General features: G+C 57.9%; 25 protein-coding genes. 8 read left to right on the top strand and 17 right to left on the bottom strand.

The window, feature by feature from the left end; genetic code table 11:
* Positions 1-29: 29 nt before the first annotated feature.
* Entirely contained in the window at positions 30-806 is a 777-nt protein-coding gene (locus ACUW6V_RS16110) for a DUF2076 domain-containing protein (RefSeq protein ID WP_029039069.1), read from the top strand.
* On the opposite strand, the gene ACUW6V_RS16105 is transcribed toward ACUW6V_RS16110, so the two are convergent.
* The 3 genes from ACUW6V_RS16105 to ACUW6V_RS16095 are packed head-to-tail and all read right to left on the bottom strand — an operon-like array spanning position 803 to position 2,238.
* Entirely contained in the window at positions 803-1,258 is a 456-nt protein-coding gene (locus tag ACUW6V_RS16105) for a YaiI/YqxD family protein (protein ID WP_454038610.1), read from the bottom strand. The two genes, ACUW6V_RS16110 and ACUW6V_RS16105, sit on opposite strands and share 4 nt — an antisense overlap.
* On the bottom strand, positions 1,258-1,713 hold the full coding sequence (locus ACUW6V_RS16100) for a DUF421 domain-containing protein (RefSeq protein WP_004386845.1): 456 nt from the start codon (positions 1,711-1,713) through the stop codon (positions 1,258-1,260). The genes ACUW6V_RS16105 and ACUW6V_RS16100 overlap by 1 nt, the downstream gene beginning before the upstream one ends.
* Before the next feature lie 9 nt (positions 1,714-1,722).
* Positions 1,723-2,238 (bottom strand): hypothetical protein, encoded by a 516-nt coding sequence (locus tag ACUW6V_RS16095; RefSeq protein WP_007865122.1) that lies wholly within the window; start codon positions 2,236-2,238, stop codon positions 1,723-1,725.
* A 111-nt stretch (positions 2,239-2,349) separates the two neighbouring features.
* Here ACUW6V_RS16095 and proC point away from each other — a divergent pair, with 111 nt between their 5' ends.
* Complete coding sequence (gene proC / locus ACUW6V_RS16090) at positions 2,350-3,159, top strand: pyrroline-5-carboxylate reductase (protein WP_004386847.1); 810 nt, start codon at positions 2,350-2,352, stop codon at positions 3,157-3,159.
* 37 nt (positions 3,160-3,196) lie between these two features.
* On the opposite strand, the gene ACUW6V_RS16085 is transcribed toward proC, so the two are convergent.
* The 4 genes from ACUW6V_RS16085 to ACUW6V_RS16070 form a co-directional block, all read right to left on the bottom strand.
* The gene (locus tag ACUW6V_RS16085) at positions 3,197-4,615 is read right to left on the bottom strand and encodes a sugar porter family MFS transporter (RefSeq protein WP_454038609.1); all 1,419 of its coding nucleotides are present in this window, start codon (positions 4,613-4,615) and stop codon (positions 3,197-3,199) included.
* Positions 4,616-5,268: 653 nt separating this feature from the next.
* Complete coding sequence (gene iraP, locus ACUW6V_RS16080; protein ID WP_084999159.1) at positions 5,269-5,529, bottom strand: anti-adapter protein IraP; 261 nt, start codon at positions 5,527-5,529, stop codon at positions 5,269-5,271.
* A gap of 223 nt (positions 5,530-5,752) precedes the next feature.
* Positions 5,753-6,946 (bottom strand): multidrug efflux MFS transporter, encoded by a 1,194-nt coding sequence (locus ACUW6V_RS16075; RefSeq protein WP_454038608.1) that lies wholly within the window; start codon positions 6,944-6,946, stop codon positions 5,753-5,755.
* A 161-nt stretch (positions 6,947-7,107) separates the two neighbouring features.
* A complete protein-coding gene (locus tag ACUW6V_RS16070; protein ID WP_283007823.1) occupies positions 7,108-7,809 on the bottom strand; it encodes an extensin-like domain-containing protein in 702 nt (233 codons plus the stop codon).
* 144 nt (positions 7,810-7,953) lie between these two features.
* On the opposite strand from ACUW6V_RS16070, the gene ddlA reads away from it, so the two are divergent.
* Positions 7,954-9,054, top strand: coding sequence for a D-alanine--D-alanine ligase (ddlA, locus tag ACUW6V_RS16065; protein WP_454038607.1), 1,101 nt, complete (start codon positions 7,954-7,956; stop codon positions 9,052-9,054).
* 10 nt (positions 9,055-9,064) lie between these two features.
* On the opposite strand, the gene ACUW6V_RS16060 is transcribed toward ddlA, so the two are convergent.
* Positions 9,065-9,280 (bottom strand): DUF2754 family protein, encoded by a 216-nt coding sequence (locus ACUW6V_RS16060; RefSeq protein ID WP_029039068.1) that lies wholly within the window; start codon positions 9,278-9,280, stop codon positions 9,065-9,067.
* Between the two features lie 355 nt (positions 9,281-9,635).
* Between ACUW6V_RS16060 and ACUW6V_RS16055 the strand changes: the two genes are divergently transcribed.
* Entirely contained in the window at positions 9,636-9,941 is a 306-nt protein-coding gene (locus ACUW6V_RS16055; RefSeq protein WP_004386855.1) for a DUF2755 family protein, read from the top strand.
* Here the strand turns inward: ACUW6V_RS16055 and ACUW6V_RS16050 are convergent.
* The 3 genes from ACUW6V_RS16050 to ACUW6V_RS16040 form a co-directional block, all read right to left on the bottom strand.
* Positions 9,938-11,044, bottom strand: a complete 1,107-nt coding sequence (locus tag ACUW6V_RS16050) for a DUF1615 domain-containing protein (protein WP_014729459.1) — start codon at positions 11,042-11,044, stop codon at positions 9,938-9,940. The two genes, ACUW6V_RS16055 and ACUW6V_RS16050, sit on opposite strands and share 4 nt — an antisense overlap.
* A 96-nt stretch (positions 11,045-11,140) precedes the next feature.
* Complete coding sequence (gene sbmA / locus ACUW6V_RS16045) at positions 11,141-12,361, bottom strand: peptide antibiotic transporter SbmA (protein ID WP_104672095.1); 1,221 nt, start codon at positions 12,359-12,361, stop codon at positions 11,141-11,143.
* 176 nt (positions 12,362-12,537) lie between these two features.
* Positions 12,538-13,071 carry an isochorismatase family protein gene (locus ACUW6V_RS16040; protein WP_014729461.1) on the bottom strand — a complete coding sequence of 178 codons (534 nt, stop codon included), beginning with the start codon at positions 13,069-13,071 and terminating at the stop codon, positions 12,538-12,540.
* Positions 13,072-13,269: 198 nt separating this feature from the next.
* Here ACUW6V_RS16040 and ampH point away from each other — a divergent pair, with 198 nt between their 5' ends.
* On the top strand, positions 13,270-14,427 hold the full coding sequence (gene ampH, locus ACUW6V_RS16035; protein WP_004386859.1) for a D-alanyl-D-alanine-carboxypeptidase/endopeptidase AmpH: 1,158 nt from the start codon (positions 13,270-13,272) through the stop codon (positions 14,425-14,427).
* A gap of 34 nt (positions 14,428-14,461) precedes the next feature.
* On the opposite strand, the gene ACUW6V_RS16030 is transcribed toward ampH, so the two are convergent.
* On the bottom strand, positions 14,462-15,088 hold the full coding sequence (locus tag ACUW6V_RS16030; protein WP_004386860.1) for a helix-turn-helix domain-containing protein: 627 nt from the start codon (positions 15,086-15,088) through the stop codon (positions 14,462-14,464).
* Positions 15,089-15,169: 81 nt separating this feature from the next.
* Entirely contained in the window at positions 15,170-17,947 is a 2,778-nt protein-coding gene (locus ACUW6V_RS16025; protein ID WP_454038606.1) for an autotransporter outer membrane beta-barrel domain-containing protein, read from the bottom strand.
* Positions 17,948-18,345: 398 nt separating this feature from the next.
* On the opposite strand from ACUW6V_RS16025, the gene ACUW6V_RS16020 reads away from it, so the two are divergent.
* The 3 genes from ACUW6V_RS16020 to ACUW6V_RS16010 all read left to right on the top strand — a co-directional run bounded on the left by ACUW6V_RS16020 (position 18,346) and on the right by ACUW6V_RS16010 (position 21,823).
* Positions 18,346-18,843 carry a CinA family protein gene (locus ACUW6V_RS16020; RefSeq protein ID WP_041460593.1) on the top strand — a complete coding sequence of 166 codons (498 nt, stop codon included), beginning with the start codon at positions 18,346-18,348 and terminating at the stop codon, positions 18,841-18,843.
* 146 nt (positions 18,844-18,989) lie between these two features.
* On the top strand, positions 18,990-19,967 hold the full coding sequence (gene hemB / locus ACUW6V_RS16015; RefSeq protein WP_004386863.1) for a porphobilinogen synthase: 978 nt from the start codon (positions 18,990-18,992) through the stop codon (positions 19,965-19,967).
* Positions 19,968-20,104: 137 nt separating this feature from the next.
* Positions 20,105-21,823: a lysophospholipid acyltransferase family protein gene (locus ACUW6V_RS16010; RefSeq protein ID WP_454038605.1), complete on the top strand. Its 1,719-nt coding sequence runs from the start codon at positions 20,105-20,107 to the stop codon at positions 21,821-21,823.
* Positions 21,824-22,321: 498 nt separating this feature from the next.
* Here ACUW6V_RS16010 and asr read toward each other — a convergent pair whose 3' ends face one another.
* From asr to tauB, 4 genes are all read right to left on the bottom strand, one after another.
* The gene (gene asr, locus ACUW6V_RS16005; RefSeq protein WP_007865075.1) at positions 22,322-22,714 is read right to left on the bottom strand and encodes an acid resistance repetitive basic protein Asr; all 393 of its coding nucleotides are present in this window, start codon (positions 22,712-22,714) and stop codon (positions 22,322-22,324) included.
* A 156-nt stretch (positions 22,715-22,870) separates the two neighbouring features.
* On the bottom strand, positions 22,871-23,722 hold the full coding sequence (gene tauD / locus ACUW6V_RS16000) for a taurine dioxygenase (protein WP_014729465.1): 852 nt from the start codon (positions 23,720-23,722) through the stop codon (positions 22,871-22,873).
* Entirely contained in the window at positions 23,719-24,546 is an 828-nt protein-coding gene (tauC, locus tag ACUW6V_RS15995) for a taurine ABC transporter permease TauC (RefSeq protein WP_004386805.1), read from the bottom strand. Before tauC ends, tauD begins: the two co-directional genes overlap by 4 nt.
* Complete coding sequence (gene tauB, locus ACUW6V_RS15990) at positions 24,530-25,309, bottom strand: taurine ABC transporter ATP-binding subunit (protein ID WP_007865072.1); 780 nt, start codon at positions 25,307-25,309, stop codon at positions 24,530-24,532. Before tauB ends, tauC begins: the two co-directional genes overlap by 17 nt.
* Between the last annotated feature and the right edge of the window lie 6 nt (positions 25,310-25,315).

Below are 25,315 nucleotides of genomic sequence, written 5' to 3'. Positions count from 1 at the left end.
TGACGCGTTCAATGACAGGGGGATGAATCATGCAATCTGAAGAGCAACGTCTGATTGACGGGCTTTTTGACCGACTCAAAGCCGCCGGTGAAAACAGCGCGCCGCGCGACGCGGACGCTGAGCGCTGGATTGAGCAGCATATGCGCAACCAGCCGGGTGCCGCCTATTACATGGCGCAAACCATTCTTATCCAGGAAGCGGCCATGAAACAGCTTAACGGCCGTATTCAGGCGCTCGAAGCGGAAGTGGCGCAGCTTAAGCAGTCGGCGAGCCGCCAGCAGAGCAGCGGCGGTTTCCTGGCTGGCCTCTTTGGCGGCAACAAGAGCGAGCCGGAAGCCCCGCGCCCGCAGGCCACGCCGCGCGGCTCCGATCCCATCCCCGGCGCGCAGCAGTACCAGAGCGCACCGCAGGCAGGTTACGCCCCGCAGCAGGCTGCTCCCCAGTATTACAATAACGCCCCACGCGGTGGCGGCTTTATGGCGGGCGCACTGCAAACCGCTGCCGGCGTGGCGGGTGGCGTGGTGCTCGGCAATATGCTGACCAGCATGTTCAGCCACCACCAGCCGGAGGAGATCGTCAATATCATCAACGAACCCGCGCAACCGGCGGATAACAGCCCGGTCAACGCCGTTGAAGATTACAACCAGGCGGATGACAGCCAGTTCCTGAACCAGGACGCCGGGCTGCAGCAGGACAACGGCAACGACTACGTGCCTGCCAGCAGCGACGAAGACTGGAATAACGATTTCGCAGGCGATGACTTTGGCGGCGACGATTTCGGCGGTGACGACGATAACTGGGTTTAAGCCTGGCGTTTTCTGCCGCTGAGCCACTTATCGAGTTCAGCAGCGAATTGCTGGCGGTCGCGCTGGCTTAAGGCATCCGGGCCGCCGGTCTGGATGCCGCTGGCGCGCAGCGTATCCATAAAATCGCGCATCGTCAGGCGCTCACGCATGGTGGCCTCGCTATAGCGCTCGCCGCGTGGGTTTAGCGCCACCGCGCCTTTGACGATAACTTCCGCTGCCAGCGGAATATCCGCCGTGACCACCAGATCGCCTGGCTCGCAGCAGCGCACAATTTCGTTATCCGCCACGTCAAAACCGGCGGGCACCTGGCGGGCGCGGATGAACTTTGACGGCGGCACGCGCAGCGGCTGGTTCGCCACCAGAATCACCGGTGTTTCGGTGCGCTCGGCGGCGCGGAACAGCACTTCTTTAATTACTTTCGGACACGCATCGGCATCCACCCAGACTGGCATTACGACTCCTGATTGTCGGCGGGAATAATGGAGATTTTGCCATTTTTCTCAAGGATGGCGAATTTTATCTCTTCCAGCCGCTCGATCCCCTGGCTGGTGCGGGCCGAGCTTAAAATATCCTCCCGCGAGATCCCCGCTTTTTTCATGCGCGCCGTCAGCAGACGGCCATTTTCTACCAGGATGAGCGGCGAGCCGTCGAGCAGCAGATCGAGTCGCGGAAACGCGTTTTTCACATAGCTCAGCAGAATATCGAGCACAATCAGCGTAATGATGGTGATCGCCGCACCGGTAAAGGAGAAGTCGTTACCGAGCAGCGCCTGCTGGGTGGCTTCACTGATGATTAACAGCAGCACGAAATCAAACGAGTTCATCTCCAGCAACGTGCGGCGACCAGCGATTTTCAGCACCACCAGCAACAAAAAATACATGCCTGCGGCGCGTAATACGCTATCCATGATGTTCTCCTACGGATAAACCCACTGATTCAGATGGACCGGCGATGCGCCTTCAAGCGTCACGGTAGAGGTAACGCGCCCTGCCGACTGCGGCTGCGTCACTATCCAGACGGCGTGAGCGCCATCCGGCGTCGGCGCAAAAGTGAGCGTCAGTGAATGCTGTCCGGTATGGGTCACTACCGGCTGTGGCTGGAGCGTTTGCAGCACGAAGCGATCGGGGAAATCGCCACCGAACGCGACTGTCACCGGCTGATTTTTCGGCCCCTGAATGCGCAGCGCGAAAGGCTCATCGCTCTCGGCGCGCAGAAAACGCTGATACTCCACCGTCAGGCTTTTCTCCGGATTGGTCGCTGAGGTTTCGCTCAGCCAGCCATCGGAAAAACCGCCCAGTAGCGCAATCAACACGATTGCAAACAGCAGCCAGTTGCCGCCCTGCTGAATGCGCCACTCTATGCGCTGGGCATGCATATGCTCACGCACCGGCACGTCGCGGCTGGCGCTTTCGTCAGAAACGATTTTGTCCATTCCCCACCTCCCGGTTTCAGGATAAGCGTAGCCGAAGCCTTAACGGATTGCCGGAAAGCGCGTTAAGCTATAGCCCATATGAATCTGGACGCGATAAAACGGAGAGATGCTGTGGAAAAGAAAACAGGCTTTATCGGTTGCGGCAATATGGGCAAGGCCATTCTCAGCGGCCTGCTGACCAGCGGCCAGGCGCGGGCGGAAAACGTCTGGGTCTATACGCCATCAGAAGAGAGCCAACAGGCGCTGAAGCAGGAGTTTGGCGTGAATACCGCCTCCAGCGCGCAGGAAGTGGCCCAGGCGACGGATATCGTCTTTGGCGCGGTGAAGCCTAACATCATGCTGAAAGTCATGAGCGATATCGCCTCCAGCCTGAATAAAGACTCGCTGGTGGTTTCCATCGCCGCCGGGATCACCCTGGATCAGCTGGCAACCGTGCTGGGGCACGATCGTAAAATTATCCGCACCATGCCGAACACGCCGTCGCTGGTGCAGGCCGGGATGACCTCCATCACGCCGAACGCGCTGGTCAGCGAGGAAGATATCCGGGATGTGCTCGCGATGTTCCGAAGCTTCGGCGAGGCGGAAGTGGTGGCGGAATATCTGATTCACCCGGTGGTGGGCGTCAGCGGCTCGGCCCCTGCGTATGTCTTTATGTTTATCGAAGCGATGGCCGATGCCGCCGTGCTCGGCGGTATGCCACGCGCGCAGGCGTATAAATTCGCCGCCCAGGCGGTGATGGGCTCGGCCAAAATGGTGCTGGAAACCGGCAAACATCCGGGCGAGCTGAAAGATATGGTCTGCTCGCCGGGCGGCACCACCATCGAAGCGGTGCGGGTGCTGGAGGAGCGCGGCATGCGCGCGGCGGTGATTGAAGCGATGGCCCAGTGTATGGCCAAATCGGAAAAGCTCAGCAAGGGCTAAAAAGAAAGGGCTACGTCGGTAGCCCTTTTTATTTGCTTCACTGCCCGATATCGCGCAGCTTTTTGCCCGCCATCAGGTTCTTTTCGATATGCTCCAGCGTCACGTTTTTGGTCTCCGGGATAAGCCAGAACGTCACGCCGACAAACACCAGATTCAGCGCGGTATAGAGCCAGAAGGTGCCCGCCGCGCCGATATGGTCGATAAGCGTCAGGAATGTCGCGCCGATAATCATATTCGACACCCAGTTGGTGGTGGTCGAACAGGTGACGCCGAAATCGCGGCATTTCAGCGGCTGGATTTCCGAGCACAGGATCCACACCACCGGCGCGGCGCTCATGGCATAGCCCGCGATACACATCATGGTCATGCCGACGGAAAGCCAGGAGATGCCGGTAGAGATCTGGCCGTGATCGACTTTCATCAGGCAGTAGCCGAGCACCAGCGTGCCAAGCGCCATGACGCTAAAGCCGATTTTCAGCGCCGGTTTGCGGCCCGCTTTATCCACCGTAAACACTGCGATAAAGGTAGCGAGCATAAAGGTCAGCCCCACCACGACCGTTGCGATCATCTGCTCTTCAGTGCTGGCGAACCCCGCCATCTGGAAGATTTTCGGCGCGTAATACATGATGATGTTCATGCCGGTGAACTGCTGCATCGCCTGGAGTAGCATGCCGAGAAACACGGCGCGGCGTACGTTGCGGTTGGCGGTAAAAAGCGCCCAGCCGCCCTGCTTCACCTTCAGACTTTCACGGATTTCATTGAGCTCCTCACGCGCTTTTTCCGAGGTATCACGCAGCATGCGCAGCACGCGTTCCGCCTCGATGTTCATGCCTTTGGCCGCAAGCCAGCGCGGGCTGTTAGGCAAAAACACCACCATCACCAGCAGAATGACGGCGGGCAGCGCAAGCACGCCGAGCATGGCGCGCCAGTTGCCGCTGTAGCTCAGCGCGGTATCGGAAAGGAACGCCAGCAGAATGCCGAGCGTCACCATCAATTGATAAAGGCTAATCATTTTGCCGCGCACTTTCTCAGAGGCCATCTCCGAGAGATAGAGCGGCGCGGTGTAGGAGGCGATCCCGACCGCCACGCCTAAGATCACGCGGGCAGCCAGCAATATTTCCAGCGAATGGGCGAACGCCGAGCCGAGTGACCCGATAATAAACAGCGCCGCGCCCGCCAGCAGGCTGTATTTACGCCCAAGCCGCGACGAGAGCCAGCCGTTAAACAGCGCACCCAGCGCGGCACCGAGCATCATGCTGCTCACCACCCACTCCTGGGCGCGACTGCTTAAGCTGAAGTGATCGGTGATAAAGGGCAGCGCCCCGGCGATGACGCCGATATCGAGACCAAAGAGTAAACCCGCGACGGCGGCGGAAACCGAAACAAACAGATTCATGCGACGCGCTTTGCATTCCTGAGCGCTGACAGCAGGCGTGACTTCACTTACCGAGGACATCTTTTCTCTCCCGTTAAAGGCAATCGGCCATTGCCATAACGGTAGTGGTAACGCCGGTAAACCGTCAGGCGGGAAACGGCGAAGATATGGATAAATTTGCTGTGGCAGTCCGTTTTGTGATGCAGGTTATAAAACCGAAAAATCGCTTCACCTCGCGCGATAACCCCACATGGCGGGAATTAATGTGACGTAACACGATAAAATTTGAACAGCAGGCGTTTTGTCCACCGTTTATCTCATGGACAATCAGAGAGCTTTCTGTCTGTGTCACCGGTGTCAGGCAGGTAAATCGTGCAGGCTCAGGGCGCGGTCGAAGAAAAAACGCTACGCGTTATTTCAGGCAGCGCGGAACTGACTCAAAAATACGCTTAGCGTACTCAGGAGAATATATTCGTGCTCTGCGTTAAAAAAGGCGGGAATAACGTAACGATGAAATAAGGAAAAAGTATTACGCTCGAATGAGGCCAAGCAAAACGTATTATCTGCGGGCTGGTGTAGCGACGGAAGAATAAAAACAGGAATATCCGCAGGCATTGCGTTTATTCCGGCACTAAAACGTCAGCGGTGCCGAAAAAAGTGCCTGCGGATAAGACAGAGCGTCAGTGTTAAGAAATCAGATAACAGAATAATAACGCGGCGCGCCCGTTATACGCTCAGGTTCTGGGGTGCCGCAGCAGCTTCTTTACGTATTGCTGAAGCAATTCGGTATCCCGTTGCGGCACGTTGCTTTCAGGCTGAACGCCTTCGATCGCCCCTTCCACACTGGCAATCAGCGTCTGCTGGGTATTGGGATCCAGATGACGCAGTAACGCGGTCACGACGATTTCCAGCGCCTCGACCTGGGCCACTAACTCTTTGGATTCTTCTTCCTTTTCAGCAAGCTTGACCAGTAGTTCAGCTATAAGATTTTTCATAACTGTCTTCCCGTGAAGTTGTTGCCACGACGTTATCATTCCCTTTTGAGGTTGCCTAGTGCTCGCCCGCGCTTTTTTTTCTGTCATCGCGGATTTGTGCGGCGCGACAAAAAATCGCCGTCAGCGAAACGTTTTACCAGCAAAATAAAGCGGCGGCCCAGAGAATAATCGCTGGCCGCCGCGATAACAGGAATTAATGACGCTGATAACAGCCACGTTATTATTAACGGCGTGCGTTTTTCCTTAATGCCGTACCGAATTGCCAGACGTTAATTAACAGTACCAGCGCCGTGGCGATAAATACCCAGCGATAGCCCGCCGCGGCGGAGATCCCGGCTCCCATCAGCGGCCCCAGCACGTTGCCGAGATACATAAACGACTGGTTATAGCCAAAGATACGCCCGGTCACGTTATCCGAGGAGTATTTCACCAGCAGCGTCTGCACCGCCGGGAACATTGCGCCATCGGCGAAACCGAGCAAAAAGCGCAGCACCGCGAGCTGCATCGGCGAGGTGACAAACGACATCGCGAAAAACAGCACCACCGCCAGAATGAGCGTCGCCATCAACACCCGCGCGGTGCCAATGCGATCGCCTAACCGCCCGAGGCGTGGCGCGCTCAGCAACGCCGACACGCCCGGCACCGCCGCGATCATGCCGCTTAAAAACGCGATATTGCTGCTGTCGGGCGTCAGTTCCTTAATAAACAGCGCCAGAATCGGGCTGATGGAACCGTTGGAGAGCTGGATAACCATCGTCGTGATAAACAGGCTCAGCACCAGCCACGGCGCTGGCAGGCTTGCGAACACCGCTTTGCCGCTCAGCTGTTCGCCTCTGGCAAGCGCGGGCCGCACGCCCTCTTTGATCAGAAACAGCGTAACCGCGAAACTTATCATCAGCAGCAGCGCGGTAATCAAAAATACCGGGCACAGCCCGACGCTGTCGGCGAGAAAACCGCCCATCAGCGGCCCCAGGATCACGCCGCTTATCTGCGCGGTGGAGAGCGTACTGAGCGCCCAGCCGCTGCGATCGCGCGGCACCTGCGAGGCGACCAGCGCCATCGCGTTAGGAATATAGCCGGAGGTCAGTCCCATCAGCGCGCGCAGCGCGAAAAGCTGCCAGACGCTGGTGGCAAACGCCTGCAATAAAATCGCCACCGCCATACCGAGTGAGGCGCGCAGCAGCATCAGCTTGCGGCCTTTGCGGTCGGCAAGGCTGCCCCAGAGCGGCGAGACGATAGCGGAAACCAGGAAAGTGACGCTGAAGGTAAGCCCCGACCAGAGCGACAGCGCCTCGTGCGACTGCACGCCGAGTTCAGCGACATAAAGCGGCAGAAACGGAAGGATTTGGCTGATAGCCAGGCCCGTGAAAAAGCAGCCAAACCAGACGGAGATAAGATTAACCTTCCAGGATTCCATACGCGCGCTATGTCTAAGTCAATGATGTCTCAGGGTATCAGGATATGCCGCGGTGTCAGTGCATAAGCGTGCGGCCTGTAATATTTTGGACGCTTATTATTAATATAAAATCATTTGTGACATTTATCACACCAAAGCGCGCCCTGCGCCGACGATTATCCTTAGCGGCAAATGCCAAAACCGCGCATCCCTAAGTGAAAATGGTTAGCGTGAGCCGCGTTATAGTCCGGCCCGAGCGCATTGCCAAAGTAAAGGCAGCTCTGACCAAACAGGGCACGCAGCGTCTCTCCACGCGGGCCGCTCTCCTTCCAGCCTTTCAGCACGCTTATCTGCTGGCCGTTGGCGAAACGAAACGCGCTGACGTCCAGCGCGTCCGCCGTCGCGTGTTCGCTTAAGCGCGCATTGGCGCGGTGATAAATATTGCGGCAAGCGTAACTGCCATAGTGATCGATGCGCACCAGCGGGCTGCCCATCATCGACGCGCTAATCGGTTTCGCCTGCTGCTGCACATACATGGCGCTGCTGAGCGCCAGAGGGCAGCTGGCGAGAAACGAACTGCTGAGTTTAACCTCGCCGAAGCGTAGCACCCGAACGGGTGCCGCCAGCGGGCAGTCGCCCTGGGTGGGCGTCTGGACGCGATACTGGATCATGTCCCGCTTACGGGCTTCATCGAGCAGCGCCAGGCACGCCTGCGGATTATTCGCCATCTGGCGCAGTTTGTAGCGCGTCACCATCGTCGGCGGGTCAAGCGGCGAGAGCGGCGCGAACGGGTTATACCAGGCCGGCAGAGAGTCATAAAGCCAGACGCCTGCGAGCGCCGTTAACGCCAGGGTTGTCACCATCGCTATCCCTTTTTTCGCCATGCCACCGCCAGAAAACCAGACACAAAATCAAAGTATAACCGCTGTGCGCCGCACGACGCCGTTGCCCGCCACGAACCACATGAATCCGCCTGCCGGGCGTGCTATGTTGTGGACTTTCGTCTGCTTTAAGGATGGGTTGTAAAAATGGCAAAACTGCGCGTGGGCATTGTGTTTGGCGGAAAATCAGCGGAGCACGAGGTGTCGCTTCAGTCGGCGAAGAATATCGTCGATGCGATTGATAAAGAAAAATTCGACGTCGTGCTGCTGGGTATTGATAAACAGGGCCAGTGGCATGTGAACGACGCGTCCCGTTATCTGCTGAACGCGGAAGATCCGGCGCGCATCGCCCTGCACCGCTCCGAGAAAAATGTCGCGCTGATCCCAGGGCTCAGCGAGCAGCAACTCATCGAATCAGACAACCGCCAGGCGCTGCCGCAGCTGGATGTGATTTTCCCGATTGTCCACGGCACGCTCGGCGAAGACGGCTCGCTGCAGGGCATGCTGCGCATGGCGAACATTCCGTTTGTCGGCTCCGGCGTGCTCGGCTCGGCGGTCAGCATGGATAAAGACGTCGCCAAACGTCTGCTGCGCGATGCCGGTCTTGCGGTCGCGCCGTTTATCACGCTGACCCGCGCTAACCGCCAGCGCATCACTTTTGAATACGTGAAAGCGCAGCTCGGCCTGCCGCTGTTCGTGAAGCCCGCGAACCAGGGATCTTCCGTCGGCGTCAGTAAAGTCAACGACGAGGCGCAGTATCACGCCGCCGTCGCGCTGGCATTTGAATTCGACCATAAAGTGGTGGTGGAAACCGGCATCAAAGGCCGTGAGATCGAGTGCGCGGTGCTCGGCAACGATGCCCCGCAGGCGAGCACCTGCGGCGAAATCGTGGTGAGCAGCGAGTTTTACTCTTACGACACCAAGTACATCGACGATCAGGCCGCCCGTGTGGTGGTGCCTGCGGATATTGCGCCTGAAGTAAATGAGAAGATCCGCGCTATCGCGATCCGCGCGTTTCAGGCGCTGGAGTGCGCCGGGCTCGCGCGTGTTGACGTGTTCCTGACGCCGGACAACGAAGTGATCATCAATGAGATCAACACCCTGCCAGGCTTTACCAATATCAGTATGTATCCGAAGCTGTGGCAGGCGAGCGGCATTGGTTACCAGGAATTGATTACCCGCCTGATTGAACTGGCGCTGGAGCGCCACCAGGCCGATGCGGCGCTGAAAAGCTCCATCACCGGCTAAGCCGTAAGCGTTACTCTTCCGCCGCGTTCGATTCTTCCGGGCGACGGCGGATGATAAAACCCGCAATCCAGAAGCAGATAATCCACGTCACCAGCCCCACCGCATAGGTTTGCCACCCTTTCGCCTCAAATCCCAGCAGGCCAATCACGCCATTCATAATAAAAATCAGGCCCAGTGCGACCGCATAGTAGTGCCAGTCACGGCGAATTTTGGCAGAGAGTTGCATGGTTGCTCCGAAAGCGTCAAAAAAACCATCTTCGCATATCGCATCATGCCTGTCTGTGGCCCGCGTCGCGCGGTGTGACGCGCGTTACGGTTACGCGTAAAGACGTTTAAAAGCGTCAAAAAACGCTTGTCAGCGCAGCGGTGATTGCCCGTTATCAGGCAAGAAAAGTCTGAATGTTAACCAATTATTAACGCAGTTACAGAAATGTGAGAATCGACATAATTTTGACATTCAGGAGTAATCTGCCCGCCAAATTACCACGAATCCGATATTGACAAATAAAATCTCCTGCCAAACTTCCCCCTGTAGCACCCTGGCGTTACGTCAGTACGAAGGTAAAACCCCGGAGGTCTGTATGGCTGAGATATCGTTACCCAAACCCATAATCGCCGGGAAACCAGGAAGATCCACCGCGCTTGGCAACATTGCTTACGCGCTGTTTGTGCTGTTCTCTTTCTGGGTTGGCGCGCAACTCCTGAATGTCGTGGTACATGCACCGGGCGTTCTGGATAATCTCATGCAGATGCAGGAGAGCGGCCGTCCGCAAATCAAAATGGGGCTGGCTGTCGGCACCATCTTTGCGCTGGTGCCGTTTCTCGCAGGCTGCGTCTTTGCGATGGTCATGGCGTTTTTCTTCCGCCTGCGACGTCGTCGCTTTTAACCTTTACTCATACAGCGTGCCCGACGGTCGTCCACACGCTTCGCAAACCACGCCGTGGTGAGCTGACGCGTGATCTTCGGGCTTTCCAGTTGAATACCAGGCAGTATTTCGCGCGGCAGCGTTCGGCCCGCACGTTTATCCGCGAGCGCAAAAACCTTTTTATAGATCTTGCTGTCGCTGAAATCCTCGCTATCCCCTTTCGCCAGCGCCCGATGGATCTCGCTGTCGCTCATATCAAGCTGGCTGGCCAGTTTGCGCACCGCGTTTTCGGTCGCACCCGGCTCGCTGCTGTCATAGCGGATCAAATCGCCATCCAGCGCCAGTTTCACACCACTCGCCTTACTGACGGCATTCTGGAACGCCGCGTTGCGGCTCGCATACCAGCCCGCGTTGAAATCCGCGAAGCGATAGAGCGGACGTGAATAGTCCACCGGATAGTTCAGCAGATGATAAATGCCAAACCACAGCCCGCCGCGACGGGTAAAGACTTCCTGGCGCAGCGTGCCGTCAATGTCATACGGATAGCCGCGCGCGTGCTGTTCGGCGAACGCAATGCTGACCTGCATCGGCCCGCCGGTGTGCACCGGGTTTAAGTTGCCAAACAGCGTCTGCCCGAGCGGCACCATACCGATGAAATCATCGAAAATCGCGCTCAGTTCGCGCTCGGATTTCACGTTGTCGAGCCGCTCGCTGTAGCTTTTACCGTTGGGGGATTTGATAAGCAACGCGGTGTGCACCACAAAGGCGGGAATATGCAGCTTACCGGCGCGGCGCTCGATCTCCTTCCAGGCTATCTTGCCAAGCCCCGGCACCTGCGGGTCAGCCTGATAATTCGACTCCTGCTCCGCCACCGCCAGCACCGAACAGATGTTCTCTTCGGTTGCCGGGATTTTCTGCGTCTCAAACGCGCGGGCGATGTCGCGTGCCCAGCCGTCGCGATCTTTCACGCTCGCCGGCATTTTTTGCTTCACCACGGCGCGCACGTCAAGCGGTTTCGCGCCTTTTTCGGTGGTCGTGGTCTGGCTGGTACACCCCGCAAGCGTGAGCAGCGCGGTAAGCGTCAGAAGACGAAAACGGGTGGGCAAGGCAAACGTGGCGGCCATGATAATCCTGTCTGGCTGGGTTCAGGGCGTTTACCCTGCCACGTTTTTGCCGCCGCGAAAAGCGGATCGCTCCGAAGACGCAGCGGCAAACCGTCCTTACAGCGCTTCCTGCGCTTCAGATTCAAGGTCGGGTTTATCGTTCAGCGTGCGCTCAAAGCTGCGCAGACGTTTGTAGATAGACATCAGCTCAACAAGCGTGGTCCAGGAGCTAATCAGATACTGGAACGCGCCGCGCACTTCGCCAAACACGTTGCTTATCTGCGTCATCAGCCCAAGCGTAATCGACCCTGCCGCAATGGACGGGAACATCAGGAACAGACCGAAAATCGCATCCACCTGGAGGTAGAGAATGCGGACGATGTTGAAATAGGTGTAGTGGAAATAGAGCCGGAAATAGTTAAAGCGCACGTTGCTGAACAGCGCCTGCACCGTTTGCGGATCGGCGCGCGTCGGATCGTCTTCGCCATAAACCAGCTCTTTACGATAGGCCGCCTCAACGCGCTGATTGCGAAACTCCAGGCCCGGCAGCTTAATGCCGACCAGCGCCAGCAGACCGGTGCCCATCAGCGCCCAGACGATTGCGGCGATAACCAGCCCGTAAGGCACCTCGCCCACTACCGGCAGTTCTTTCACGTGCGGCGAGAGCGCCACCAGCACCGGCAGAAAGGCAATCAGCGTCATCACGGCTTTCAGCAGCGACACGCCCATATCTTCAACCGTGGAGGCGAAACGCATGGTGTCTTCCTGCACACGCTGCGCGGCGCCTTCGATATGGCGCAGCCGCGGCCAGTGTTCCATGTAATATTCGTTCATGGCGGTACGCCAGCGGAAGATGTAGTGGCTGATGAAAAAATAGTTCAACACGCCCACGGTGACGTAGATAAGCGCAATGCCAAGGAACACCATGAGCCCGCTGTAAAACTGGCCGATTTTGACTTTATTGGGCGCGCCCAGCGCGGTCTGGATCAGGTCAAAGAACGGCGCATACCAGGCGTTAATGGTGACCGTAAGTTCCACCATAAACCAGGTGACGAAGATTAGCAGCGCCGAACCCAGCACCGACCAGCGCTGCCAGCGGTGCGGGCAATAGACGCGCCAGAAGGCGGCGAACAGCCCCACGCAAAGCGCGTAGTAGGCATAGAAAAGAATAAAGTTGCCCGACCAGAAACGGGCCGCGCTGATGGGCAACTCGCCCGCCACGCCGAACCGTTCGGCAAGCCAGCCGCCGCTCATTTGCCAGACGACGAAGGCCAGCATCGCCCAGATCAGCGCCGAAAGAAAAAAAGCGCCGGGACGAGGGAAAAAGGATTTAAACATCAATCGCTCCTGCAAATATTTTTGTTTTTGCTGTTGCTGTATAGCCTGTGCCCTGCGCGTGCGGCAGGGGGTACTGAGTGTAACGCGACAGGCGACGGCTACGTCGCCCGCCGTGTTTCCAAAAGTGTAACGGCGCGCTGTCTGTTCGCGCCGTCATGAGACAAACCCCGCGCCGTTTAGTTCGCCTGCCAGGCGTCCAGAATCACGTCTGTTTTCATGACGCGCAGCGGGTTGCCGGGTATGGTCAGGGTGCTCCACACGTCGTTGTAGTGATCGATAAGCACCGGGGCGGCAGCCGCGCGGCGATCGGCGGTGGTATGGGCGTCGCCTGCGACCGTCACCTGAAACCCGCGGCTCGCCGCCTGTTTAATCGTGGTGTCCACGCAGTAGTCGCTGGCGCAGCCGCATACCACGAACGCGTTAATGCGATGCTCGCGCAGCAGCGCTTCAAGCGGCGTGCGGTAAAAGGCGTCGCAGGCGGTTTTGGTCACGCGCAGGGCGTTTTGCGGCACGTTGAGCTCCGGCAGAAACGCAAACCCTGGTGAGTCTTCTTCCAGCCCGCCCGGCTCCGTGTGCTGAATAATGATGACCTGCTCTGCGCCCGCCATCAGTTGGTTAATGCGGGCGACGCGCCCGTCGCGGTCAAAACGCGGCGTGGCGAAAACGCCGTTCTGCATATCGATTACCATCACAACCCGTGGTACAGCCATCACGCACTCCTTCTCAGGGAAAGCAGGAGATTATCACAGGCAACGCACGCGGCACCGCCGGAAAAATTTTGCGCAAAAAAACGAGCTGTTACGCATCGTTACGTTTTTTCAGGGGCTGGCACGCTTTTCGGGCCTTTGCAGATCCGCGCGCAGTAGTATAAATACCCTCTATTCCCGCTCACTGAATGGATTGCTTCGTTGAAACGTTGTCTGCTCTCCTGCGCCCTGCTGATAAGCGCAGCTTTTTCTGCGGCCCAGGCCGCGCAAACCTCGCCCGACCCGGTCTTCGCGTCTGATATCGTTGACCGTTACGCCAACCATATTTTCTACGGCAGCGGCGCTACCGGCATGGCGATTGTCGTGATTGATGGCAATCAGCGCGTATTCCGAAGCTTCGGCGAAACGCGCCCCGGCAATAACGTGCGCCCGCAGCTCGACTCGGTTATCCGCATCGCCTCGCTCACCAAACTGATGACCAGCGAAATGCTGGTGAAAATGCTCGATCAGGGCGTGGTGAAGCTTAACGATCCGCTGAGCCGCTACGCGCCGCCCGGTGCGCGCGTGCCGACCTATCAGGGCGAGCCAATTCGACTGGTGAATCTCGCCACGCATACGAGCGGCCTGCCTCGCGAGCAGCCCGGCGGCGCGGCGAAGCGCCCGGTGTTTGTCTGGCCCACGCGCGAGCAGCGCTGGCAGTGGCTCTCCACCGCATCGTTAAAAGCGGCACCTGGCGCCACGGCGTCTTATTCCAACCTCGCGTTCGATCTGCTGGCCGATGCGCTGGCCAACGCCGCGGGCAAGCCTTATACCCAGCTTTTTGAAGAGCAGATAACCCGCCCGCTTGGCATGAAAGACACCACCTTCACGCCGTCGCCGGATCAGTGCAAACGCCTGATGATCGCGGAAAAAGGCGCGAGCCCGTGCAACAACACGCTGGCGGCCATCGGCAGCGGCGGCGTTTACTCCACGCCGGACGACATGATGCGCTGGATGCAGCAGTTCCTGGCATCCGATTTCCATCGCCGCAGCCCGCAGGCGGACCGGATGCAGACGCTGATTTATCAACGTACGCAGTTAACCCGCGTCGTCGGCATGGACGTGCCGGGTAAAGCGGACGCGCTGGGGCTCGGCTGGGTGTACATGGCACCGAAAGACGGGCGTCCTGGCATCATTCAGAAAACCGGGGGCGGTGGCGGCTTTATCACCTACATGGCGATGATCCCGCAGAGCAATATTGGCGCTTTCGTGGTAGTGACCCGCTCGCCGCTGACGCGCTTTACTAATATGAGCGACGGGATAAACGATCTGGTGACGGAACTGAGCGGCAACAAACCGCTCCAGACGCCTGCCCTGTAAAGCAATAACGGCGCCTGTGCGGCGCCGTTATGTTTCAGTAGTTGAGCGGCAGTTTGTTGACCGCCACCAGCTTGCCTTTCTGCATTTCAATGTATTTGCCTTTTCGCAACTCCGCGAGTATCTCAGCGATGACCGAACGGGAAATATGAGTATGGTTCTGAATATGGTGAATAACGCCCACCTGCGCGCGCACTTCGGGGCTCCAGGCCGCCATCGTTAACAGCGTGGAACGAATCTGCGAATAGGTCGTCGTGCCGATAAAGTGCGCGTCGCGCCACTCAAACCAGCGCATCAGCCAGGTCTGCCAGTGACAGAATGACTTCCACAGCTGGCGATGTTCGATGATTTCAATTGCCCGGCGAACCGGCATTCGAAAGCCGCGACAGGGGGTTTCCGTTATCAGGGTATAGCGAAGCGGCTCCGGGATCACCGCATCAGAAAAGCTTAAATAGAGCGGCGAAGTCATTAAATCGACGTGAATATGGTTCTCTTCACGCCAGACATTGAGGCTCCCTTCCTTAAAAAACCAGCACTGCTGCTCGCCCTGCTCGTTGATAAACGAGAGTTCGCAATGGGCGTCAATATCAAACGGCGTTCCTGATGGGGCCAGATGACGCTGAAGAGCGTCGAGATGATGTAGGGGTTTTACCAGATCTAACACGCGAGATATCCATTTCAGGTGTGTTGGGGAGGAACTGCCTGTCCACATGGGACAGGCAGCTTTTGACGCTAACTGCAGAAATTACCAGGTGTATTTGACGCCAACGTTCGCGGCCCAGTCCTGGTCCACATCGCCACCGCCGAGGTAGTTCGCATCGGCATAGGCGCTGAAGTTTTTGGTGAAGCTGAACTTACCGCCAAGCCCTGCGCGTACTGCGGAGCCTTCCATGCCGTTATCGATATTGTCGCCGTTGACATCGGCGTCGTTACCGCTGGCATCGTCATAGACATAGGCCAGTTTGGCATACGGCGTGAAGGACTGATCGTTGCCGTAGTTGAAGGTGTAACCCAGATCTGCGCCCAGTTCATAACGCAGGCTGTCATAAGACTGGCTGTTGACGCGCATATCGTTGCTCAGCTGATAGCCGTCGCCATCCTGGAACAGGCCGGAGATGCTGGCGTACGGGGTCAGATAACCCTGCGTATTGAACTGCCAGTCATAGCCCAGTTTCAGGCCAAAGCCCCAGGCATCGGAGGACGCATCACCGGAGACCGCCTGGCCGTTGCTCATCACTGCGCTCAAATCGTTGCTGTAATGGCTGTAGCTCAGGGTGGTATCCAGGAAGACATTGTTGGCGAACTGCGCGGAAGAATAGAGACGCGCGGACTGGCTGTCCTGATCAACGCTGCCGCTGTGATCGTCCATATCCCCTTTCGCAAAGCCCGCTGCCGCGCCGATCATCCATTTGGCGTAGTTGCCTTCCACCAGTTTATCGAGACCAACCATCAGGCCGTTGACATCCTGGTTGTAGCTCAGCTCGCCGTTATCGCCGTTGAAGTTACCGCCAAAGTAGGTCACCCATGCGCCACCGTTATCCCCTGGCGTATGACGGCCCTGCGCAAGACGCGTGCTCAGCACATCCTGTTCCAGATTCCAGATATTGGTATTGGCGGAAGGAATGCTCAGCGCCATGTTGGCGTAGTCGGTCAGCTCACGCTGTTTCAACACCACGGTGTCGCCCTGCTGCTGCGCCTCGTAGGTGTACGCCCCCAGATCCGCTTTGTTGGCGGCGGTAAAGCGCGCGGATGTCGCGTCGTTATCGTCATACACCCGTATCACTTCGTTGCCTTTATAATCAGCAATCGAGCCCGCGCCAGTGGCGTTATCGATACGCACCCGGTAGTTGCCTGCCACATCGCCGTTTACCGCCAGATGACCGTCTGAGTTGAGCGCAATCACGCCCTCGTCATAGTCTTTCTGATGCGGATCGTTGGTGACGTAACGCGCGTTATTCAGTGACGCATCAAGCACATAGTCACGGCTTGCGACGTTAAGCACGCCGTCGTCGGTCAGCACGACGTTATCCGCATCTACCTGACCGAGGCCCAGGTTGAGCTGCGCGCCGTTAGCAACGGTGAGCGTGTTGGCGTACAGCGACGCGGTTTCTTCCGTGAGCGTCGCCTGACTACCGCTGTCCAGCGTCAGGGAATCGGTCGCCACCGCGCCATCATCGCCGATGTTCAGCGTCGAAGCATTGGTCAGGGTGATGGAATCCGCCAGCAGCGATGAGCTTTCAACGTTAACCTGTGAATGATTATCCACCACCAGCGCGTCGATATTAGACACTTTACGGGTATCCCATTCGGAGCCGTTTGTCAGCGTCACGTTGAAAATACCGCTCTGATAAACCTCATTGCCCGTCACGTGGCCCGCTTCGTTAAACGCGGTATCGCTGTTTTCGATGCCATACGTGGAGCCAGGCCAGATGCTGTTTGGCTGATAGTCATACAGCTCGTCGGTCGCTTCGACATTAGAAATCGCCGCACCCACCCATTTGCTGCCGTTGGTGAGCGTCACGTCCAGGCGGTCGGTATTATCCCAGCCGTTAGAATCCAGCGTACCGTCGCCGTTCACGTCATAGGCGTCAACGTGCGTGATGACCGGGTTGCCGTCTTGATCCAGCGTAACGCGGTCATACCCGCCAAAGTTTTCATCAAAGGAGCTTTCGAAATAGATGTCGCCGTTAATGGTTGATCTGTCGAAAGAGGCCGTCGTCTGCATTGAGTTATCAGCAGCCGGATTAGCAATCACCGCAAGCGCGATATCATCCGCAGTAATGGCGTTATCGTAATCACTGGCTTTACCCGTGTGGCCATAAAAACCACTGGTACCTTCATCCGTCCATGAGCCGGAGCTCAGCACCGAATCTTTAACCACAATGCTGTTATTAAAAATTTCACCGCTATTTGAGCCAGTCGGCGATGTCACATCCTGATTATCTTCCCATTCATATCCCTGCGTCAGCGTAATACCCGCAACATGAGAATTATTTTGAATAACCAGATCGGTTTCCTGATCGAGCGTAATTGCCGTGCCGAGATCAAAAATATCCTGAGACGCCGTCGTTTTATCATCGGCGTTATAATAGGTATAGTGCTCGAAGTCATCGTCGATAGTGGAATTATCGACGGTTAATGCGAGACGGTTATAGAGATAATCCCCGGTGCGGTTATCGCAGTTTTCCGTCATGCATTGTGAGGTAATCATCCCGTGGATAGTGCTGTCTTTAATGGTCAGCGCGTTAGGGTTGGTATTATTACTGGTGCCCTCATCAAGATACCAGGTGGAAATAACGCCATCGACATGCGCGCCGGAAATTTGCGGATAAATATTGCCATTATAATAATCAGAGCCGTAATCGTAACCGACATAGCCCTGATACATAATACCGCCGTCATAATAAAACGTGTCGTAGCTTTTGCCTGAAATATCCGTGGCAGCGGAGGCCTGAGAAGCGATAGCCATCGTGCAGGCCACGGCTAATTGTGAGACTACAAGTTTCTTTTTCCAGGAGTGCATTTATCATCCCTCCTCAGGGACGTCACAAAGTTGGTCCATCAAATGGTTTGCCGTAATACAAGCGTGATGTATTAACGATAAAATTATGCACGCTGAAAAATTAAAGGTTCAATTCTTCTTTACCAATTGTACGAATCCGCACTCTTTTATTATTTAGGAATAAAACCGGTTCCTCTCTCGTTATCCCTTTATACCTTATCAGACGAAAAACCCTTCATTTTGATTATCGCCAAAATATTGTTTATTTAAATATCCACTCCTGGAATATTGGCTTTAAAAATAAAATAGCCCTCAGTTATAACACTTCCCTGCCGTTTCGTTGCCCGGGCTTTTACCCTTCCCCTGACGATACTCATCTATAATATGAATATCTTAATGGCATGGAGAAAGTGAATCTAATGAATGAAAAACTTCAGCACGCCGCAAAACAGGCCGGTATCTGGCTGAATCAACACGGGCTACGACTGGCGACGGCCGAATCCTGTACCGGTGGGCTTATTACGTACACCCTGTGCGCCACCGAAGACACCACCGCCTTTTATTCGAGCGGTTTCATCACTTACACCAATGAAGCCAAGCAGCGCATGTTAGGCGTGAAAGAAGAGACGCTGCGCCTCTATACCGCCGTCAGCGAACAGACGGTGCATGAGATGGCGGCGGGCGCCCGCGAGCGTTCGGGCGAGGATGTCAGCCTCGCGGTGAGTGGTTATGCCGGGCCATCCGGCGGTGAAGACGGCACGCCGCCAGGCACCGTGTGGTTTGGCTGGGGCATGCCGGGCGAGGAAACCGTAGCGGAAAAGCGTCATTTCAATGGCGATCCGAAAACCGTTATCGATCAGGCGGCGGTCTTCGCGCTGGAGCGCCTTATTGAACTGCTTAAAGAACGCGTTTCATAATGCCCGCGTCAGGGTCTGCCGTGAAAACGCCCCGGCAGGCCTTGTCCGTTGCGGGCGCGCGTGATTTAGCGCCCACAATCGTCAAACATCCCTTCCTGTTTCGGGTTAAAATAAAGCCTGTCCCATTTCTCTGATAAGAAGCAATTATGGCCGATTTTTCATTGAGTTCCCGCCCGCGCCGCCTGCGTCAGAACGCCTCGCTGCGCGCCATGTTTGAAGAAACCTCGTTAAGCCGCAACGATCTGGTACTGCCGATTTTCGTTGAGGAAGAGCTGGACGACTACAAACCGATCGCCGCCATGCCGGGCGTAATGCGCATCCCGGAAAGATACCTCGCCCGTGAAATTGAGCGTATTGCGAAAGCGGGCATCCGCTCCGTGATGACCTTCGGGATTTCGCACCACACCGATGAGTGCGGCAGCGACACCTGGAATGAAAACGGTCTGGTGGCGCGTATGTCGCGTATCGCCAAAGACGCCGTGCCGGAAATGGTCGTGATGTCTGACACCTGCTTTTGCGAATATACCAGCCACGGCCACTGCGGCGTGCTGTGCGAGCATGGCGTGGACAACGACGCGACCCTGGTAAACCTGGGCCGTCAGGCTGTGGTTGCTGCCGCTGCGGGTGCCGATTTTATCGCACCTTCCGCCGCGATGGACGGCCAGGTGAAAGCCATCCGTCAGGCGCTCGACGCCGCGGGCTTCACGGATACGGCTATCTTCTCCTACTCCACAAAATTCGCGTCGTCGTTCTACGGCCCGTTCCGCGAAGCGGCGGGCACCGCGCTGAAAGGCGATCGTAAAACTTATCAGATGAGCCCGATGAACCGCCGCGAAGCGATCCGCGAATCGCTGCTGGATGAAGCCGAAGGCGCGGACGCGCTGATGGTCAAACCGGCGGGCGCTTATCTCGACATCCTGCGCGACGTGCGCGAGCGCACCAGCCTGCCGCTTGGCGCTTATCAGGTGAGCGGCGAATACGCGATGATCAAATTCGCCGCCCAGGCGGGCGCGATTGACGAAGAGAAAGTGATCCTGGAAAGCCTCGGCGCTATCAAGCGCGCGGGCGCGGATCTTATCTTCAGCTACTTCGCACTCGATCTGGCCGAGAAAAACATTCTCTGACCTGTCGCGGCGGGCGTTCTGTCCGCCGCGTTTTCTCCTCCCCCCTACGCTGTGACCGTTCCTTCACGCCCCTGACATGCGGCCGTCATCTTCCGGGTCTATCACTGTTCGCAGACGGTTCCCGAGGAGACACAACCGTGTTCAGCATCGACAACGTTCTTGACGATCTTTACCCCCAGAAAACCCCCGCCCCGTGGCTGAAAAAAACGCTCAAACGCCTGCTGTATGAACAAGAGTTTCAGGAGTTCGCCGCACGCCATCGCCATCTCAAAGGGCTCGATATGGTCGAGCAGGTGCTGGAGCATCTCGATATTCGCTGCGATCTGCCGGCCCGCTCACTTGAGCAGATCCCGGATAACGGGCCGCTGGTTGTCGTCGCCAACCACCCGACCGGCACCGCCGACGGGCTGGCGCTGCTCTACGCCATCTCCCGCGTGCGGCGCGACGTGCGCGTGGTGGCGAACCGGATGCTGAGCCATCTGGAGCCGCTGTCGTCGCTCTTTATCGCCGTGGATAACATCGGCAACCGCACCCGCAAAACCGCCATTAAAGAGATGGAGGCGCATCTTGAACGCGGCGGCGCGCTGATTTTCTTTCCCGCAGGCGAGGTGTCGCGCCCGGGCCCTGACGGTATCCAGGACGGCGTCTGGAACGCCGGTTTTGTGAAGCTCGCAAGCCGCTACCGCGCGCCGGTGCTGCCGGTGCATATCGCCGGGCGCAACAGTCTCGCGTTTTACGGCGCGGCGCTGGTCGCCCCGCCGCTCGCCATGCTGATGCTTATTCGCGAAATGTTTCGCAAGCGCGGCACGACGCTGCCAGTCAATATTGGCGAGCGTATCCCGTGGAGCGCCTGGCATGATGCAAACGCACATCCACGTGACGCGGCGGCGCGTTTTCGCCTGCATGTTTCACGGCTGGGCAAAGGACAGCCGGGCTGCTTTAAAACCGAATGCGGCATCGCGCGCCCGGAAGACCGGGCCGTGCTGCGCCGGGCGCTGGCCCAGGCGGAGACGCTTGGCGAGACACCGGACGGCAAAACCATTTATCTGTGGCGGCGCAACGGTATGGAAGAAGCGCCGGTGCTGCGTGAGCTGGGGCGATTGCGTGAAATCGCCTTTCGCGCCGTGGGCGAAGGCAGCGGCAAGCGGCGCGATACCGACGCCTACGACGACGACTACTGGCATCTGGTGTTATGGGACGACGCGGCGCTGGAGATTGTCGGCGCGTACCGGTTTATCCCGACAGCGCAACAGGTGGCGCAGCGTGGCCCGCAGGGGCTTTACAGCTACAGTCTGTTTCATTACGACGAGCGGATGGAAGATATTTTAAGCCAGGGGATTGAGCTTGGCCGCAGCTTTATCCAGCCGCAATACTGGGGACGCCGCGGGCTTGATTATTTATGGTCGGGCATCGGTGCGTATCTGGCGCGCTACCCGCAATACCGTTATCTCTTCGGCCCGGTGTCGATATCCGGCGGCCTGCCGCCTGCCGCGCGGGATCTGCTGGTCGCGTTTTACCGGCTCTGGTTCCCGGCGCAGCACCCGCTCGCCGCCTCGCGTCGCCCTTACCCGGTGTCACTGCCGGAGGCGCTGGCGCAGTTTGGCGGCGAAAGTTATCAGGAAGATTTAACGCGTTTGAAGTCGCTTCTGGGGAATCTGGGCTGCGGTATTCCGCCGCTTTACAAGCAATATTCAGAGTTGTGCGAGCCGGGCGGCGTGCAGTTTATCGATTTTGGCAGCGATCCGGCGTTTAACGATTGTGTGGACGGGCTGGTGTTAGTGGATTTAACGCGCCTTAAAGCGTCACGTCGGGAGCGGTATATCGGCACATCTGCGCCCGCGGTTGAATCACCCTAATCGGTGTTGTTGGCGGGTGCGCTTCGCTTACCCGCCCTACAAATCACGTTACGTTACGCTAATCGTAGGGTGGGTAAGCGAAGCGCACCCACCTTTTTTCCGCCCGGGCGTTAATCGGTTGGTAAGGTGGATGGTTTTGCTCCGGCTAAAAAAAATCGGCCCCTCAGGGCTGATTTCCGCCGGGAGCCGGGATTGCAAAGGGGGCGGCGGCGAGCCCCCTTTGCACGTTCGCGTGAGCAAAGCGCCCACATGAAGGCGACTTTATGGCGAACGGAACCTATTCACCGCCCTGGTATATATTCCCTCATACCGACGCTCTTTCTGAACGAGATCGAGAAACCCCGAACGGCGGGTGCGCTTCGCTTACCCGCCCTACAAACAACACCATTCTCATCGTAGGGTGGGTAAGCGAAGCGCACCCACCATTCAGCCCGCACGCCGCCCATAAAAAAACCCCCGGCTTGCCGGGGGTTTGATTTACTGGGGGAATCGTAAAACTTATGCAGCAGGCTGGGCAGCCGGTTTAGCAGCATCGTGTTTCACTGCTTTTTTGTGGTGCTTTTTAGCAGCCTGAGCTTTCTGCTCTACAGCCGGTTTCTGAGCGGCGGCTTTTTTGTGGTGCTTTTTAGCAGCCTGGGCTTTCTGCTCAGCAGCCGGTTTCTGCGCGGCGGCTTTCTTGTGGTGCTTTTTCGCAGCCTGAGCTTTCTGCTCTACCGCTTTTTTATGCGATTTTTTGTGATGCGTTTTTGCAGCAGGCGCTTTAGCCGGTGCAGCAGTGGTGGTAGTGGTTGCAGCAGCCGCCGGAGCCGGTGCAGCAGTGTTATCAGCCGCGAACGCAGCAGCAGACAGACCCATAGTGGCGGCAACAACCAGCGCTAATACTTTTTTCATCTCTATACCCTCGAATTGGCTTTTAGTTACCCCGCGTCGGGGCTCTGGAAATCACTATAGAGAACCCGTGCCGCCGCTTCAGTGAGTGATTGGTATCGGCGTGTAACCGAATGTACAAGCGCTGCGCAAAAGAAAGGGCGCCGCAGCGCCCTCTGTTTAACCGGCCCGATAAAAGGGCTTATCGCCAAGGATCGTCGCGCGGTGCATCACGCGCCGGGCGGGGAGATAATCGGCGTTGGCGTAGTGCTGCGTCACGCGGTTATCCCACAGCGCCACGTCATTTTCCTGCCAGCGCCAGCGCACCTGGAACTCCGGTTTTGTAATATGCGCGAAAAGAAAATTCAGCAGCGCGTCGCTCTCTTTGGGCGACACATCGACAATGCGCGTCGTAAAGCCTTCGTTCACAAACAGCGCCTGCTTGCCGCTCACCGGATGCGTGCGCACCACCGGGTGCAGCAGCGGCGGGTTTTTCTCCACGGCCGTGAGCCAGCGCTGATGCTCTTCCTCCGTTTTCGTATGCTTCCACTCCGGGAACGACTTACGGAAATCGTGCTCGGCGCGCAGGCCGCTTAACAACTGCTGAAACGGGGCGGAGAGCGCCTCAAACGCCGCGATGCCGCTTGTCCAGAGCGTATCGCCACCGGTGGGCGGCAGCGCTTTCGCCGCCAGGATCGCGCCCGCAGGCGGCGTATCGATAAAGGTCACGTCGGTGTGCCAGTTATCGTTATCCGGCGGGTTATCGTTATGCGTATCCAGCACGATAATCTCCTCCACGCCTTCCGCATGCGGGTAGACCGGGTGAATGTGCAGATCGCCAAAGCGCATCGCCAGCGCCCGCTGCTGCTGCGGCGTAATGGGCTGATCGCGCACGAACAACACCTGATGGCGAATCAGCGCGTGATACAACTGCTCGAACTGGCTGTCGCTCAGCGGTCGCGCCAGGTTGATATCGGAGACCAGGGCGCCGATATACGGCCCCAGCGGCGTGATGGTTATGCGTTCGCTCATTGCGTTTCTCCATGCCAGGGCGTCAGACGACGCGTCAGCGCGCGCAGCCCCAGTTCTAAAATAAAAGCCACCAGGGCTATCACCGCGATGCCCGCCAGCACGACGTCTGTCGCCAGAAACTCACCGGCGGACTGCACCATAAACCCAAGCCCGCGCGTGGCGGCGATGAGCTCGGCGGCGACCAGCGTTGACCAGCCGACCCCAAGCCCGATGCGCAGGCCGGTTAAAATCTCCGGTAGCGCGCCGGGCAGAATCACATGCCACAGCAGTTGCCAGCGGCTCGCGCCTAAGGATTGCGCCGCGCGGATACGCACCTGTTGCGCGCTTTTTACGCCCGCCAGCGCCGACATCGCCACCGGAGCGAAAATCGCCAGGTAGATCAGCAGCACTTTGGAGGTCTCGCCGATACCGAACCAGATAACCATCAGCGGCAGATAGGCGAGCGGCGGAATGGGCCGGTACAGCTCAATCAGCGGATCGAGAATGGCGCGCAGCGTCGGATTCAGCCCCATGGCGATACCCACAGGAATACCAATAAGCGCCGCAGCCAGCAGCGCGGTCAGCATGCGGCCCAGGCTCGCGCCAAGGTGCGCCCAGAGCGTGGCGTCCATAAAGCCTTGCGGCCCGGCGATGGTGATGAGCTGGCGCAGCACCTGCTGCGGCGCGGGCAGAAACAGCGGGCTCACCAGTTGCAGCGCCGTCGCCGCCCACCAGAGCGCCAGCAGCGCGCCGAGCGTGGCGAGGCTTATCGTCACCGGGCGCACGGCCACACGGCGGCGGCGCACCGGCGTACGCGCCGCGTTATCGTTAATCAGTACGCTCATGGGCGCTCTCCCGTAATTCAAAGACCCGGCTCAGGACATATTCGCGACGGGCGATAAACGCCGGATCGGACTTAATGGCGCGCGCCGGTTCGCCTGCGACAAACCGCTTCGCAAAATCAAGGCTCAGCCGCTCCTGCACGCGCCCCGGCCCTGGCGACAGCAGCACCAGATCGGTCGCCATAAACACGGCTTCTTCGATGTCATGGGTGATCAGCAGGACTTTTTTGCCGCTTGTCGCCCACAGGCGCAACAGCAGCGTCTGCATCTGCTCGCGGGTAAAGGCGTCCAGCGCGCCGAAGGGTTCATCCAGCAGCAGCAGTTGCGGGTCGGCCGCCAGCGCGCGGGCGATGCCAACACGCTGCCGCTGACCGCCGGAAAGCTGCCAGATAAAGCGGTTCTCCGCGCCCTCAAGCCCGACTTTGGCAAGCATCTGACGCGCCAGCGCGCGGCGTTCTTCACGCCCGACGCCCTGAAGCTGCAAGCCAAATGCGACGTTATCGAGCACACTACGCCACGGCAGCAGCCCCTCATGCTGAAACACCACGCCGCGGTCAGCGCCCGGCCCGGTGACGGCGCGGCCGTCAAGCGTAATGCTGCCCGTTTCCACCGGTAAAAACCCGGCGATGAGATTCAGCAGCGTGGTTTTGCCGCAGCCGGACGGGCCGAGCACCACCAGCAGCTCGCCGTCATTAAGCGTCAGGCTGATATCGGCAAGCGCAGGCTTGCCGTCGAAACGGGCGTGAAGATGAGAGACCTGTAGCATCGCGCC

This window comes from Cronobacter sp. 153480017-3, from assembly GCF_053627815.1.
This window is presented reverse-complemented; position numbering and strand designations above follow the sequence as displayed.

Bases quoted from the DNA above. Each gene is read 5' to 3' on its own strand.
- ACUW6V_RS16110 (WP_029039069.1), top strand. From the start codon at position 30: ATGCAATCTGAAGAGCAACGTCTGATTGACGGGCTTTTTGACCGACTC.
- ACUW6V_RS16105 (WP_454038610.1), bottom strand. From the start codon at position 1,258: ATGCCAGTCTGGGTGGATGCCGATGCGTGTCCGAAAGTAATTAAAGAA.
- ACUW6V_RS16100 (WP_004386845.1), bottom strand. From the start codon at position 1,713: ATGGATAGCGTATTACGCGCCGCAGGCATGTATTTTTTGTTGCTGGTG.
- ACUW6V_RS16095 (WP_007865122.1), bottom strand. From the start codon at position 2,238: ATGGACAAAATCGTTTCTGACGAAAGCGCCAGCCGCGACGTGCCGGTG.
- ACUW6V_RS16085 (WP_454038609.1), bottom strand. From the start codon at position 4,615: ATGTCCTCGGTAAGTGAAGTCACGCCTGCTGTCAGCGCTCAGGAATGC.
- iraP (WP_084999159.1), bottom strand. From the start codon at position 5,529: ATGAAAAATCTTATAGCTGAACTACTGGTCAAGCTTGCTGAAAAGGAA.
- ACUW6V_RS16075 (WP_454038608.1), bottom strand. From the start codon at position 6,946: ATGGAATCCTGGAAGGTTAATCTTATCTCCGTCTGGTTTGGCTGCTTT.
- ACUW6V_RS16070 (WP_283007823.1), bottom strand. From the start codon at position 7,809: ATGGCGAAAAAAGGGATAGCGATGGTGACAACCCTGGCGTTAACGGCG.
- ddlA (WP_454038607.1), top strand. From the start codon at position 7,954: ATGGCAAAACTGCGCGTGGGCATTGTGTTTGGCGGAAAATCAGCGGAG.
- ACUW6V_RS16060 (WP_029039068.1), bottom strand. From the start codon at position 9,280: ATGCAACTCTCTGCCAAAATTCGCCGTGACTGGCACTACTATGCGGTC.
- ACUW6V_RS16055 (WP_004386855.1), top strand. From the start codon at position 9,636: ATGGCTGAGATATCGTTACCCAAACCCATAATCGCCGGGAAACCAGGA.
- ACUW6V_RS16050 (WP_014729459.1), bottom strand. From the start codon at position 11,044: ATGGCCGCCACGTTTGCCTTGCCCACCCGTTTTCGTCTTCTGACGCTT.
- sbmA (WP_104672095.1), bottom strand. From the start codon at position 12,361: ATGTTTAAATCCTTTTTCCCTCGTCCCGGCGCTTTTTTTCTTTCGGCG.
- ACUW6V_RS16040 (WP_014729461.1), bottom strand. From the start codon at position 13,071: ATGGCTGTACCACGGGTTGTGATGGTAATCGATATGCAGAACGGCGTT.
- ACUW6V_RS16025 (WP_454038606.1), bottom strand. From the start codon at position 17,947: ATGCACTCCTGGAAAAAGAAACTTGTAGTCTCACAATTAGCCGTGGCC.
- ACUW6V_RS16020 (WP_041460593.1), top strand. From the start codon at position 18,346: ATGAATGAAAAACTTCAGCACGCCGCAAAACAGGCCGGTATCTGGCTG.
- hemB (WP_004386863.1), top strand. From the start codon at position 18,990: ATGGCCGATTTTTCATTGAGTTCCCGCCCGCGCCGCCTGCGTCAGAAC.
- asr (WP_007865075.1), bottom strand. From the start codon at position 22,714: ATGAAAAAAGTATTAGCGCTGGTTGTTGCCGCCACTATGGGTCTGTCT.
- tauD (WP_014729465.1), bottom strand. From the start codon at position 23,722: ATGAGCGAACGCATAACCATCACGCCGCTGGGGCCGTATATCGGCGCC.
- tauC (WP_004386805.1), bottom strand. From the start codon at position 24,546: ATGAGCGTACTGATTAACGATAACGCGGCGCGTACGCCGGTGCGCCGC.
- tauB (WP_007865072.1), bottom strand. From the start codon at position 25,309: ATGCTACAGGTCTCTCATCTTCACGCCCGTTTCGACGGCAAGCCTGCG.